Below are 12642 nucleotides of genomic sequence, written 5' to 3'. Positions count from 1 at the left end.
GGAATGACGGCTCTCAGTAGTCGATCGGGTCGCGCACGATCGGGCAGGTCATGCAGTGGCCGCCGCCGCGACCCCGGCCCAGTTCGCCGGCGCTGATGGTGATCACTTCCACGCCGGCCTTGCGCAGCAAGGTGTTGGTGTAGGTGTTGCGGTCGTAGCCGATGACCACGCCGGGCTCCAGGGCCACCACGTTGTTGCCGTCGTCCCACTGCTCGCGCTCGGCGGCGAAGCTGTTGCCACCGGTTTCCACGACTCGCAGCTTCACCCCCAGGTGTTCGCCGACCACGTCGATGAACGATTTATGTTCCCGGCGTACGTCCATGCCGTAGGGCTTGCTCTCGTCGGGGCGAATGATGAACGGCACGATTTCGCTGACCACCTCCGGGAAGACCGTGACCAGGTCGCGGTCGCAGAAGCTGAACACCGTGTCCAGGTGCATCGCTGCGCGCGACTTGGGCAGGCCGGCGACGATGACTTTTTCCACCGCGCCCTTGGCGAACAAGCTCTGCGCCAACTGGCCGATGGCCTGGCGCGAAGTGCGCTCGCCCATGCCGATCAGCACGACGCCGTTGCCGATCGGCATCACGTCGCCGCCCTCGAGGGTGGACTGGCCATGCTCCTTGTCAGGGTCGCCGTACCAGACCTGGAAGTCGGCCTGGGTGAACTGTGGGTGGAAGCGGTAGATGGCCGTGGCCAGCAGGGTCTCCTGGCGGCGCGCCGGCCAGTACATGGGGTTGAGCGTGACGCCACCGTAGATCCAGCAGGTGGTGTCGCGGGTGAACTGGGTGTTGGGCAGCGGCGGCAGGATGAAGCTGGAATGGCCCAGGTAGTCGTTGTACATCTTCACCACTGCCGCGCCTTCGCTCTGCGGCAGGTCCTGGCCGGCCACGCCGCCGATCAGGAATTCGGCCAGGTGGCGCGGCTCCAGGCCCTCCAGCCAACTGCGCACTTCGTTGGTGAGGCCGACGCCGACGGTGTCCGGCGAAATCTTGCGGTCGAGGATCCAGGCCAGCGCCGCCTTGTCCTGCACGATGTCGGTCAGCAGGTTGTGCATCTCCAGCACCTCGACGCCGCGCTCGCGCATCTTGGTGACGAAGTCGAAATGGTCGCGCTTGGCCTGGTCGACCCAGATCACATCGTCGAACAGCAGTTCGTCGCAGTTGCTTGGGGTCAGACGCTTGTGCGCCAGCCCCGGTGCACAGACCATCACTTTGCGCAGTTTGCCGGCTTCTGAATGGACGCCGTATTTCGCTTTGTCCGCAGACATGAGGTGTTCCTCCAGCAAGAGGTGATTCACAGGGTCAGGAAGCCGTCGTACAGGCCGTAGGCTGCCAGCAGGGCGCCCAGGACCACGGCGGCGAAGATCAGTTTTTCCAGGCGGCTGAAAATGGGTTGGCCCACTTCGTGCCGGGCCTTGGCGAACAGGATCGCGCCCGGTGCGTAGAGCAATGCCGACAGCAGCAGGTACTTCACGCCGCCGGCGTACAGCAGCCAGATGGCGTAGAGCAGGGCGATGGTGCCGATGGCCAGGTCCTTGCGTCGTTCGGCCAGGGCCTGCGCGTAGGTTTCCCCGCGCACCGCCAGCAGCACCGCATAGGCCGCCGACCACAGGTAGGGCACCAGGATCATCGAGGTGGCGAGGTAGATCAGCGACAGGTAGGTGCTGTTGGAAAACAGGGTGATGACCAGGAAGATCTGCACCATGGCGTTGGTCAGCCACAGGGCATTGGCCGGCACATGGTTGGCGTTCTCACGGCGCAGGAACGCCGGCATGGTGTGGTCCTTGGCGGCCGCGAACATGATTTCCGCGCACAGCAGCACCCACGACAGCAGCGCTCCCAGCAGCGAAATGATCAGGCCGACACTGATCAACAGCGCCCCCCAGTGACCGACGACGTGTTCGAGCACGGCGGCCATCGATGGGTTTTGCAATCTGGCCAGTTCCGGTTGGGTCATCACGCCCATCGACAGCACGTTCACCAGCACCAGGAACAGCAACACGGTGACGAAGCCGATGACCGTGGCCTTGCCCACGTCGGCGCGTTTTTGCGCCCGTGAGGAAAAGATGCTCGCGCCTTCGATGCCGATGAACACCCATACGGTCACCAGCATCATGTTGCGCACCTGGCTCATCACCCCGCCCAGGTCGGGGGAGTCCTGGCCCCAGATGTCGGCGGTGAACACGTCGAGCTTGAAGGCGAACAGACAGATCAAGGCGAACAGCAGCAACGGCACCACCTTGGCCACCGTGGTGACCAAGTTGATGAACGCCGCCTCCTTGATGCCGCGCAGCACCAGAAAGTGCACGCTCCACAACAACAGCGAGGCGCCGACGATGGCCGCTGGCGTGTTGCCCTGGCCGAAGATCGGGAAGAAATAGCCCAGGGTGCTGAACAGCAGGACGAAATAGCCGACATTGCCTAGCCAGGCGCTGATCCAGTAGCCCCAGGCCGAAGAGAAGCCCATGTAGTTGCCGAACCCGGCCTTGGCGTAGGCGTAGACGCCGCCGTCCAGGTCGGGCTTACGGTTGGCCAGGGTCTGGAACACGAAGGCGAGGGTGAGCATGCCCACGGCGGTGATTGCCCAGCCGATCAGCACCGCGCCGACCCCGGCGCTGGCGGCCATGTTCTGCGGCAGCGAGAAGATACCGCCGCCGATCATCGACCCCACTACGAGGGCAACTAATGCACCAAGTTTGAGTTTTCCGGGAGCATCAGACATTTAACGACTCCACGTCAGGAGGAAGTTGCTGAAAGAATAAATCCGACGCGTTCGACATTCGCTGATTTGGATCAGTCGTTGAGGATTCGTCGTCAGAAACTTCCCGCTCGCTAGTTCTAAATTGAAGACGAAGGCGATCCATCCCTCTGCATGAAGGCCATGTGCCACAAGGCTTTGAGGTCGGCCGCCAGAAAAACACGGCGTTTGCCAAGTAAACTTTCAACCTAGTCGTTTCCTGGGTTTTCGCCCATTTTTCTCGTCTTCAAAGGCGATAAGTGCTCAGGATGTGAAACGTTTGGCACTCGGCTTCTGGATAAGCGCTCACCGATAGACAGATCCGTTATGAGTCATTTAAATTTAATGGTTTTAGTTGATATGACTGTCATGAAATCTCACGCTTCAATTCGATCGTTCAACTGCCGTGCACGCGGTGAGGGTGCTCCTTGATGGGCGAGCAAGGACACAAACTGGGCCTGGGCGCGCTCGTCGCCTTGGTCGTGGGGTCGATGATCGGCGGCGGTATCTTTTCGCTGCCGCAGAACATGGCCGCCCGTGCCGAAGTGGGCGCGGTGCTGATCGGTTGGTCGATCACCGCCGTGGGCATGCTGGCGCTGGCGTTCGTGTTCCAGACCCTGGCCAATCGCAAGCCGACACTCGACTCGGGCGTGTATGCCTACGCCAAGGCCGGGTTCGGCGACTATCTGGGTTTCTGCTCGGCTTGGGGCTATTGGATCAGTGCCTGGATGGGCAATGTCGGCTACTTCGTCCTGCTGTTCAGCACGCTGGGGTTCTACATTCCGTTGTTCGGCGAGGGCAATACGCCCCTGGCCATCGGCTGTGCCTCACTGTTGCTCTGGAGCGTGCACCTCTTGGTGCTGCGCGGCATCAAGGAGGCGGCGTTCATCAATCTGGTCACGACCGTAGCGAAGGTCGTGCCGCTGCTGATCTTCATCGTCATCGCCGCTTGCGCTTTTCGCGCCGATGTCTTCACCCGCGATGTCTGGGGCCTGGATACGCCGCAGTTGGGCAGCGTGCTGGAGCAGGTGCGCAGCATGATGCTGGTGACGGTGTTCGTGTTTATCGGCATCGAGGGCGCCAGCGTCTATTCCGGACGCGCGCGGCGTCGCTCGGATGTGGGCCGGGCGACGTTGATCGGTTTTCTCGGCGTGTTGGCGCTGTTGGTGCTGGTCAATGTGCTGTCGCTGGGGGTGATGAGTCGTGGCCAGTTGGCAGGATTGCCGAACCCGTCGTTGGCTTCGGTACTGGAGCACCTGGTAGGCCCCTGGGGCGCGCTGCTGATCAGCGTCGGCCTGGCGGTGTCGCTGCTCGGCGCCTTGCTGTCGTGGGCGTTGCTCTGTGCCGAGATCCTGTTTGCCACGGCCCGTGACGGCACGATGCCGCGTTTTCTCGCCAAGGAGAACGCCAACCAGGTCCCGGCCAATGCGCTGTGGCTGACCAATGGCATGATCCAGGGTTTCCTGTTGATCACGCTGTTTTCTGCCGGCACCTACACCAGCCTGATCTACCTCGCCTCATCGATGATCCTGATGCCGTACTTCTGGTCGGCCGCCTATGCCTTGAAGTTGGCCTGGTGCGGCGAGGGTTATGCCGGGCAGTCGGCAACGCGGCGCAAGGACCTGATGATTAGTCTGCTGGCCCTGGTGTATGCGCTGTGGTTGCTGTACGCCGGTGGCGCCAAGTACCTGCTGCTCTCGGCGCTGCTGTATGCCCCTGGTGCAATCCTGTTCGCACGGGCTCGCCGAGAGCAGGGCCGGGCGCTGTTCAGCCGATGGGAGACGCTGATCTTCGCCGTGGTGCTGCTGGGCGCCGGGGTGGCGGCCTGGGCGCTTTCGGTGGGGCTGCTGAGTCTTTAGCGTCCCGCCCTGTGACGGTCACCAGGCCGGGCCGGCCGAACCCAGCTCGTTGGCGCCCAGTGCCCACTCCAACTGCGCGCAGCCCACTCTCAACGGGCCCTTGAGCCGCTGCGCCACGCCCCAGGGCGTTTGCTCCAGGTGGGGATCGAGATCGTCGGCGCTTTCTTCGGCCAGTGGCAGGTCTTCGCCGACCGTACCGTGCTCGACCAGCAAGGCGGCGGTGCGCGCCAACGACAGGCGCGCGCGGCAACCGGCGCCGCTGTGCAGGCGCTGTTGCAGGCCCCGAATCGCTTCGGCGGCCATCAGGTAACCGGTGGCGTGGTCGAGCGCCTGCACTGGCAGCGGTATGGGTTTTTCCGCCTGCTGCCAGCGCATGCCTTCACGGGCGATACCGCTGCTCATCTGCACCAGGCTGTCGAAACCCCGGCGATCCTGCCACGGCCCGCTCCAGCCGTAGGCATTGAGGCTGACGTCGATCAGACCGGGGTTGAGCTGGCGCCGATACCGCGCGCCGAAGCCCAGACGCTCCAGGGCATTGGCGCGATAGCCGTGCAGCAGGACGTCGGCGTCGGCAAGCAGGGCGGCGAACGTCTCGCGGTCTGCGGGGGCGTGCAAGTCCAGACGCGCGCAGCGCTTGCCGAGGGTGACCTCAGCGACCAGCGAGGGCTCTTCCCAGGCTGGCGGGTCGATACGCAGGACCTGGGCGCCGAAGCCGGCCAGCAGGCGGCTGGCCGTGGGGCCGGCGATGATGCGGGTCAGGTCGAGTACCTTGAGCCCTGCCAACGGACGCGTCGGTGTGCCCTGCCAGGTCAGGATCGGGCCGGCTTCGAAGCCTTCGCGCAGCACCAGCGGCTCCTGGTTGACGGCCAGGCCTTGGGGATGCGCGCACCACTGCGCCCAACTGCGCATCTTCGCCGCGCAGCCGCCGGCCTGGACCACGGCGCTTTCCAGCGCTTCGGCATCCCAGCGCGCGACCTCGGCGGCGACGGCCTGGCGTTCGGCGGGGGTGCCCAGCACAGCCAGTGCCGCCTGACGGTGATGGACGGCGTTGGTGTGCAGGCGAATCCAGCCGTCACGGGTGGGGTAGTCGTCCGCGATGGCGTCCCACAACGGCGGTGTCTGCCAGCCGTGGGGACGCAGGCTGGTGGCGAACCAGAACGAAGCCAGGCGCCGATCGACGCTGACCAACGGGCATTGGTCGGTCTGTTGTTGCAGCAGCCTGGCCAGGGCCAGACCAGCGGCTGCCACACTGGCGGCGGCCAGGTCGGTGACGGCGAAGGTCGAGGGCAGCGCGCCGATGCCGTGCCAACGCAGGGCGCTGCTGTCCAGGTCGAGTGCTTGGGCGATGGTGTCGAGCATCTGATGCATGCAGGATCCTCCGTGCTGGAAGTCATTGCAGTACATCCGGCGCGTCGATGCAATGTCAGCGTTGCAGTTCGGCGGGAAGTGGCGCAGTGGGATGCTCTGGACGCGACCAGATCCACAGGTTGCCCAGGGTCATGCCGGCGATGGCCAGGAACACCGGCCAGCGGTGCTCGAGCACGATCAGCATCAGGCTGGCGCACAACAGCATGCTCAGGGTGGCGCTGATCTTGGCGCGGCGCTGGATGACCTTGCCATTGCGCCAGTTCCACAGGATCGGTCCGAACAGCCGATGGTTGTCCAGCCACGCTGCCAAGCGGGGCGAGCTGCGGGTCGCGGCCCAGGCGGCGAGGAGGATGAACTCGGTGGTGGGCAGGCCGGGTATCACGATGGCGACCAGGCCTATCCCGAGGCTGACATAGGCCAGAAGCGCATACAGCAGGCGTGACACTCGGGAGCGGGCAAGTCGGGTCGTCATGGTCTCACTGCAAGGCGGTACGGCCACCGGGAGGGTGGCCGGCAAAGGCATTTCAAGCCAGCGCGGCATCGGTGGCATAGGCGTGCCTGAGCAGCTCGGTAAAGCGCTCGAAGGCAGCCACGGCGGCGTGCTCGGCGGCGGCGTCCTGTTCTGGCGACAACTGCAAGCCGTCCAGCGTGCGGGTGAACTGTTTCCAGCCTTCGGCCCGGCCACCTTCGGGCTCGCCCAGATGGCGGGCACCGAAGCTGTCGGACAGGCCCAGCGCCTGCGCGCGCTTGATCAGGAACGCGGCGCCCAGTTTGGAGCCTTCGGAGACGAAGATCCAGCCCAGCGCCTGGCCCAGCGTCGGCGCGGTCACGGCGCCGGGAACGGGTGACGGCACAGCGGTATTCAAGTCTGCCAGATCCAGCCGTGCCTGTTCGGCCCGGCAGCGGGCGGCGAGGTCCGGGAAGAGCGAGATCAGCGCCGGGTCGTTGTACAGCGCCTGCAGTTCGGACTGGAACAGGTACTGGGCGACGACGAAGCGGGCGAAGCTGTCGCGGCTGTCGAACGGCGCATGCGACTTGACCAGGGCATCGAGCTCGGTATGCGGGGCGTGGGTCACCTGGTTCAGGCGCTGCGAGCGCAGGGCAGGGCGCTCGGAAGGGGCTTGGGTCATGGAGGCATCCTTGGGAAATGGGGCTGTCTAGGTAAAAGACGAAAGAGAAGACGCAGGGCAGTAAAAAAACCTCACCTGCGGTCGGGACGTATTCGCATTGAGGGTCAGATGGGCGGGTGAGCCACTGCGCGCGCAGTGGCTCACGGTGAACAGCCCCGAATCAGATATCCCACACCACATTGATGGCGAAGTTGCGACCGGGCATCGTCAGGCGGTCGAGGTTGGCCGGCTGGGTCACGGCGGCTTCGCCCAGGCCGTCGTAGCCGCGCACGTCATCCCACTGCCAGTATTTCTTGTCGGTGAGGTTGTACAGGCCTGCGTTGACGGTCACGTCGTCGGTGACCTTGTAGAAGCCGGTCAAGTCGAGCACGCCGTAGCCTGGGGTGCGGAACTGCGAGCTGGTACCGTCCGGGGCGAAGAAGGTGCTGTCGTCGACCCGGGTCTTGCGCTTGACCAGCGTCCAGCTCAGCAGGCCACCGTACTGCGGCTGCTCGTAGCCCAGGCCCAGTACGGCGGTGAGCGGGTTGACGCTGTTCAGCGGCTGGCCATTGTCGTCATTGCGGCCATGGGCATAGGCCAGCGAACCCTGGGTGTAGAGGCCCTGGCTGGCGCCGAAGCTGTCCAGGTTCAGACGACCCTTGAGTTCGGCACCCTTGATGGTGGCGTGACGGATGTTGTTGGCCTGGAAGGTCGAGCCGAGGTTGGCCGACTGCACAGCGTCTTCGTTGATGAAGTCGCGGTACTTGTTGTAGAACACCGCGACATCGAACTGGCCGGCCTCGAACTGGCCGCGCAGGCCCGTCTCGTAGCTCTTGCTCTTTTCCGGTTCCAGGTTCGGGTTGGGCTCGACCCGATAGCCCAATGTCGGGTTGTCGAAGCGGCCATACATGGCCTTGGCGGTCGGTGTGCGGAAGCCCTCGGCGTACTGGCCGTACCAGGTGTAGTGATCGTCGAAGGCATAGGTGATGCCGAACTTGGGCGAGACCCGATGCCACTTTTTGTCGCTGTCGTCGATACCGGCGGCCGCCGCGCCGTTGCCCTGGATGCCGCGCAGGAATTCGTCGGTCATCTTCGGCGACAGGCGGGTGTAGTCGTAGCGGGCGCCGGGCAGGAAGGTCCAGTCGTTCCAGCGGATCTCATCCTGGGCGAACAGGCTGTAGGTGTCGACGGTGGGGTCGGGGAAGTCGCTGACCCGTGCCTGACCGTCGTTCGTGCTGACCTGGCCGATGGCGCGGCAGGTGCCGCCGACATTCAGGCAGACGCCGCTACCGCTGCGTGAGCCGGTGACTTTCTCATGCTTGAAGGTGGTGCCGTAGGTCAGCAGGTGCTCGGTCTCGCCGAGGCTGAAGGCCTTGTCCAATTGCGCGTCGAGCACCCACTGACGGTCCTTGTAGGTGGTCTGGCGATCGCGCGCCACTTGGCGCCCGGACGCGAAATACAGCTCGTCGGTGCGCTGGTCGGTCTTGGCGATCTGGTAGTTCAGGCTCCACTTGACGTGATCTGCCAGCAGGCTGTCGAGGCCGAATTCATGATTGATGCCCACGCGTTCGCGGGTGACGGTGTCGTTGCCTTGGCGCAGGCGGTAGCTGTTCATGGCGCCGAAGCCTGGGATGAACGGCCCACCCACGGCGCTGCGGATGTTCTGATCGCGGTCGTCCTTGTAGTGCTCGTAGGTCAGGCCCAGGCGCGCGTCGTCGGTGTAGTTCCAGCCCAGCTTGGCCAGCACGTTGGTGGTGCGCACGTCTTCGGGGTTGGCCTCGGTCCGGGCCAGGCCCGTACCGCCGTGGCTGCCGTAGGACTCGGTCTCGTGGCCGTTGCGCTGACTCAGGTGCAGCAAGCCGTCGACGTCGCCCTGGCGGCCGGCGACGGTGGCGGAGGTCAGCCAGCTCTCGTCGGCCGAGCTGTAGCCCGTCTTCAGGCGCGCGCCGATGTCCTTGCCGGGCTTGATGATGTCGTCCGCGTCCAGGGTGTAGTAGCTCACCGCGCCGCCGATGGCATTGCTGCCGTAGAGCACCGAGGCCGGGCCACGCAGGATTTCCACGCGCTTGACGATTTCAGGGTCGACGTAGTTGCGCTGGGTCTGGGCGTAGGGGCCGTAGAAGAAGCTGTCGGGGATCGACACACCATCGATCTGGGTGAGGATGCGCTCGCCGTCGATGCCGCGGATGTTGAAACCGTTCAGGCCGCTGCGTTGGCCGGTGCCGCCCACCGATACGCCGGGCTCGTAGCGCACCAGTTGCTTGATGTCGCCGACGTTCTGCCGGTCCAGTTGTTCGCGGGTGTGTACGCTGACGCTGCTGGGCACCTGGCTGGCATCCTGGGCGCTGCGGGTGGCGCTGACGGTCATCTGCTGCAAGGCGATCACCGTGCCGGCGCGCTGACGTTCGAGCACCACGTTGCCGGGGCCGAGGATGCGAAAATCCAGACCGGTATTGGCGAGCAACTGGCGCAACGCGGCCTCAGGCGACAGCGCGCCTTGGGCGCCGGGGGAGGCCACATCCTGGGCCAGTTCGGCGGAAAAGCCGACCTGCCAGCCGGTGGTCTGGCTGAAGGCATTGATGGCTGAGACCAGTGGCTGCTGGGCGATGGCGAAGCGGTATTCGCCGCTACGTGGGCTGCTGACCTGGGCGGGCGCGGCGGCCAGCGCAGGCAGGCAGCCGACGCCACTGGCGATCAAGGCCAAGGTCAATAGGGACAACTGCCCCCGGCGTTGGGGGGAGGAATGAAGACGGGTTGGACCTGAGGACATCGAAAGCGCTCCCTGTCGCGCGAACCGTTATGAGTGAGTGCAGTTCTTGTTTTTGAACAAGAATCAGTTGCATTGGCTATAACGAGACGTGCCAGGATCGCGATTGCGTAAAAAATAGTGGGATGGACTGCGCGGGAGCGCGGCGATCAGTTGAGAATCACCACCTTCGGGTACTCATGCACGTGCGCTGAAGTGATGTGCGCCAGGGCCCGTAGCGCCTCCAGTGGCTGGTCCAGGCGGTAGTTGCCAGTCACCGCTACGGTTTCCAGGCGCGGGTTGCGATTGATGATCCAGCCGGGGTAGTAGCGGCGCAACTCGTCGAGCACCTGGCTCATGGGGCAATTCTCGAAGACCAGGCGACCCTCGACCCAGGCCAGGTCCTTCTGCGGATCGACCCGCTGGCGCTGGCCGAAGCCCTCGGGGCCGACCGCGATGCTGTCGCCGGCACGAAGACGAATGCGCTGGTCGCTGGCGGCCTGCAGGTCGACATCTCCGCGCTGTACCCGCACCTGCGCCTGGCCGTCGAGGTAGCGCACGGCGAAATGGGTATCGCGTGCCTGCGCACGCAGCGGACCAGCCTGGACCTCCAGCGCCGGCTGGTCGCCGCCGGGCACTTCGAAGTAGGCCTCGCCTTGTAGCAGGCGTGCGACTTGCTGGCCGTCGCGCGCGTGACTGGCGAATGCCGAATCGGTGTTCAGCAGCACGTGGGCGCCACCGTCCAGTTGCAAGCGCTGGCGTTCGCCGACCTGGGTCAGGTGGTCGGCTTGCAGGCGCACCGGCAGATTGCCGAAGGTGAACAGCCCCACCAACAGCAACGCAGCCGTGGCCAGCGGTTTCCAGTGGCGACGGAGGCGACCGCGCAGGGACGCGCGACGGCGCTGGTGCAGATCGCCGGCGAGTCGGCGCACCTGCGCGCCGTTCCATAGCGCTTCGGCCTCCACATAGGCGTGGGCGTTATGGTCGTTGGCGCTCAGCCAGGCCTGGAAGTGTTCGGTGTCTTCGGCGCTAGGGCATTGCAGACGGATCAGCCAGTCCTGGGCCTCGTCCAGGGCACGGGCGCGGGCGTCTGGCGCGGCGAGCGATGGGCGAGAGGCGGAGTCGGTCACGGCATGTCCTTGGGCGATGGCTGCTGCAGATGATCGGTGCTGGCGCCAGGGCTGGCAAGCGCTCAGGCGAGGCGCTCGGCCACGCTCACGCAGATCGCCATGATCAGTTTCAGTTCCTTCTGCACCGTGCTGGCCGAGACCTGCAATTGCTCGGCGATTTCCTGGTAGCTGGCGCCCTGCAAGCGGCTGAGGATGAAGATGCGTTGTTGCCGCTCGCTGAGCTGGCCGAGGCTCAGGCTCAGACGCTCCAGCAGTTGTTCGGCGTGCAGGGCATCTTCGCGGCTGCTCAGCGGCGCGGCGACATTGTGCAGAACCTGCTCGCAGACGTCGTCCACCAGCGTGCGCGCCTGGACGCGACGTGCGCGCAGGTGGTCGAGCGCCAGGTTGCGCGCGGTCTGGAAGACGAAAGGTTCGAGGTGTTCCACGGGACGCTCGCCCAATGCGCGAGTGACCCGCAGGTAGGTTTCCTGCACCAGGTCTTCAGCCGTGCTCGGGTTACCGACCATGCGCTGGAGCGTGCGCAGCAGGCTCAGGCGCTGGTTGAGAAACAGGGCAGTGAAGCGGGACTGACTCACGAGAAAACCTGACCGAATGGGATTTTTGATGATGCGTATCATTCGCGCTAAAGGTCAAGCTGGGAAATGTCATGGCGCCATGCTCTATGGGGGCGAGGATTATTTTCAATGTAAGAAATCTGCGGTGATAATCAGCTATTGAGTTTCTAATTGTTTCTATAAGTAGGGATTTTCTGGTTTCTCGATCAAGCGTTGTCTTGAAGGAAGGAGCTGCCTAGGTTTGTGTCTCCAACCTCACGCGATGACGATCGGGAGACACCATGGCCTATCAGGCGGCTCGGAGCATTTCGCCCATTCACTTCGCCGAATTTGCGGTGCTCATCGAGCGTTTGGGACCGAGCGCTGAGCGAGGAGAACTGTCATGACTGGCAAGCCAGCCGCCCGCAAGGGCGACTCGATCAAGTGCCCGGTGCATGGCGACAGCACGCTTCTTTCCGGTTCCTCCAACGTCTTGATCAACGGTCGTCCCGCCGCTCGCGAAGGCGATGAGTGCGCTTGTGGCGACACCCTGAGCACCGGCTTTTCCACCTCCGTGTTCATCAATGGCAAACCGGCTGCGTTACAGGGCAGTGGCGGCGGTCATGGTGGCCTAGTGATTGGCGGATCCGGGAACGTCAATATCGGCGGGGCGGCAAAAGCCGTACCTGCGGCTTCTGACGACTCGCCTGACTGCTATCGCGGGCACTTTCAACTGATAGACCAGATGACAGGTAAGCCCATTGCCGGGCGCAGGGTCAGGCTGTGGTCGGACGATGGGTGGAACCTGGTCGACACCACGGATGCAGAAGGTCGTACGGTTTCGCGCGTTCACAGCCGCCCCGAGACGCTCTACATCGATCTGCTGCGAGACGACGAGGCATGAGCGACAGGCCCCGTCTCGACCAGGGCGGTACGGCGGTGGGCGAGCGCGTCAATCCTGTTCGCCTGCAAGCGCCTCAGCTCGATCAGAACGACAAAAGCGTGCTGTGTTCGGCGGTTTGTCATTGCTCGGCGGCGCCCGCCATCAGCCGTGACGGGCGCAATCTCAAGCAAGTGTGCGTGGCGCAGCACCTGCGGGCGCTGGACGATGTGCTGCAACAGCGCAGCCCCTACAAGCCCGAGGTCAGTTACGACATGACC

Annotated in this window: 10 protein-coding genes and 1 pseudogene; 3 read left to right on the top strand and 8 right to left on the bottom strand. The window is 64.4% G+C overall.

Annotation, left to right across the window (positions count from 1 at the left end):
- Positions 1–13 precede the first annotated feature (13 nt).
- Together arcA and arcD (Q7C30_RS02635) are read right to left on the bottom strand one after the other, a co-directional pair.
- Entirely contained in the window at positions 14–1267 is a 1254-nt protein-coding gene (gene arcA, locus Q7C30_RS02640; RefSeq protein WP_039575671.1) for an arginine deiminase, read from the bottom strand.
- A 26-nt stretch (positions 1268–1293) separates the two neighbouring features.
- On the bottom strand, positions 1294–2721 hold the full coding sequence (arcD, locus tag Q7C30_RS02635) for an arginine-ornithine antiporter (RefSeq protein ID WP_317870575.1): 1428 nt from the start codon (positions 2719–2721) through the stop codon (positions 1294–1296).
- 446 nt (positions 2722–3167) lie between these two features.
- Here arcD (Q7C30_RS02635) and arcD (Q7C30_RS02630) point away from each other — a divergent pair, with 446 nt between their 5' ends.
- Positions 3168–4595 (top strand): arginine-ornithine antiporter, encoded by a 1428-nt coding sequence (gene arcD, locus Q7C30_RS02630; RefSeq protein WP_317870574.1) that lies wholly within the window; start codon positions 3168–3170, stop codon positions 4593–4595.
- Between the two features lie 18 nt (positions 4596–4613).
- Here the strand turns inward: arcD (Q7C30_RS02630) and Q7C30_RS02625 are convergent, their stop codons facing one another.
- The 6 genes from Q7C30_RS02625 to Q7C30_RS02600 form a co-directional block, all read right to left on the bottom strand.
- Positions 4614–5963 (bottom strand): CoA transferase, encoded by a 1350-nt coding sequence (locus tag Q7C30_RS02625; protein WP_317870572.1) that lies wholly within the window; start codon positions 5961–5963, stop codon positions 4614–4616.
- A 55-nt stretch (positions 5964–6018) separates the two neighbouring features.
- Positions 6019–6435, bottom strand: a complete 417-nt coding sequence (locus tag Q7C30_RS02620; protein WP_037027852.1) for a YbaN family protein — start codon at positions 6433–6435, stop codon at positions 6019–6021.
- 52 nt (positions 6436–6487) lie between these two features.
- Positions 6488–7093, bottom strand: a complete 606-nt coding sequence (locus tag Q7C30_RS02615; protein WP_295484259.1) for a biliverdin-producing heme oxygenase — start codon at positions 7091–7093, stop codon at positions 6488–6490.
- 160 nt (positions 7094–7253) lie between these two features.
- On the bottom strand, positions 7254–9842 hold the full coding sequence (locus tag Q7C30_RS02610) for a TonB-dependent receptor (RefSeq protein ID WP_317870571.1): 2589 nt from the start codon (positions 9840–9842) through the stop codon (positions 7254–7256).
- A gap of 146 nt (positions 9843–9988) precedes the next feature.
- Positions 9989–10948, bottom strand: coding sequence for a FecR domain-containing protein (locus tag Q7C30_RS02605; RefSeq protein WP_317870570.1), 960 nt, complete (start codon positions 10946–10948; stop codon positions 9989–9991).
- Positions 10949–11010: 62 nt separating this feature from the next.
- The gene (locus tag Q7C30_RS02600; protein WP_029613376.1) at positions 11011–11523 is read right to left on the bottom strand and encodes an RNA polymerase sigma factor; all 513 of its coding nucleotides are present in this window, start codon (positions 11521–11523) and stop codon (positions 11011–11013) included.
- Positions 11524–11884: 361 nt separating this feature from the next.
- Between Q7C30_RS02600 and Q7C30_RS02595 the strand changes: the two genes are divergently transcribed.
- Together Q7C30_RS02595 and Q7C30_RS02590 are read left to right on the top strand one after the other, a co-directional pair.
- Complete coding sequence (locus tag Q7C30_RS02595) at positions 11885–12385, top strand: PAAR domain-containing protein (RefSeq protein WP_317870568.1); 501 nt, start codon at positions 11885–11887, stop codon at positions 12383–12385.
- Positions 12382–12642, top strand: a pseudogene (locus Q7C30_RS02590) (VRR-NUC domain-containing protein); the annotation flags it as partial. The gene Q7C30_RS02595 and the pseudogene Q7C30_RS02590, both read left to right, overlap by 4 nt.

Source organism: Pseudomonas sp. RAC1 (assembly GCF_030658255.1).
In the GTDB taxonomy this organism is placed as follows: Bacteria; Pseudomonadota; Gammaproteobacteria; order Pseudomonadales; family Pseudomonadaceae; genus Aquipseudomonas; species Aquipseudomonas boreofloridensis.
Note: the sequence above shows the minus strand (reverse complement) of the source record. Positions and strands in the feature narration are given on the sequence as shown.

What these genes read in the sequence shown, in the direction of transcription:
- arcD (WP_317870574.1), top strand. Translation starts at nt 3,168, where the DNA reads ATGGGCGAGCAAGGACACAAACTGGGCCTGGGCGCGCTCGTCGCCTTG.
- Q7C30_RS02620 (WP_037027852.1), bottom strand. Translation starts at nt 6,435, where the DNA reads ATGACGACCCGACTTGCCCGCTCCCGAGTGTCACGCCTGCTGTATGCG.
- Q7C30_RS02615 (WP_295484259.1), bottom strand. Translation starts at nt 7,093, where the DNA reads ATGACCCAAGCCCCTTCCGAGCGCCCTGCCCTGCGCTCGCAGCGCCTG.
- Q7C30_RS02595 (WP_317870568.1), top strand. Translation starts at nt 11,885, where the DNA reads ATGACTGGCAAGCCAGCCGCCCGCAAGGGCGACTCGATCAAGTGCCCG.
- arcA (WP_039575671.1), bottom strand. Translation starts at nt 1,267, where the DNA reads ATGTCTGCGGACAAAGCGAAATACGGCGTCCATTCAGAAGCCGGCAAA.
- Q7C30_RS02625 (WP_317870572.1), bottom strand. Translation starts at nt 5,963, where the DNA reads ATGCATCAGATGCTCGACACCATCGCCCAAGCACTCGACCTGGACAGC.
- Q7C30_RS02610 (WP_317870571.1), bottom strand. Translation starts at nt 9,842, where the DNA reads ATGTCCTCAGGTCCAACCCGTCTTCATTCCTCCCCCCAACGCCGGGGG.
- arcD (WP_317870575.1), bottom strand. Translation starts at nt 2,721, where the DNA reads ATGTCTGATGCTCCCGGAAAACTCAAACTTGGTGCATTAGTTGCCCTC.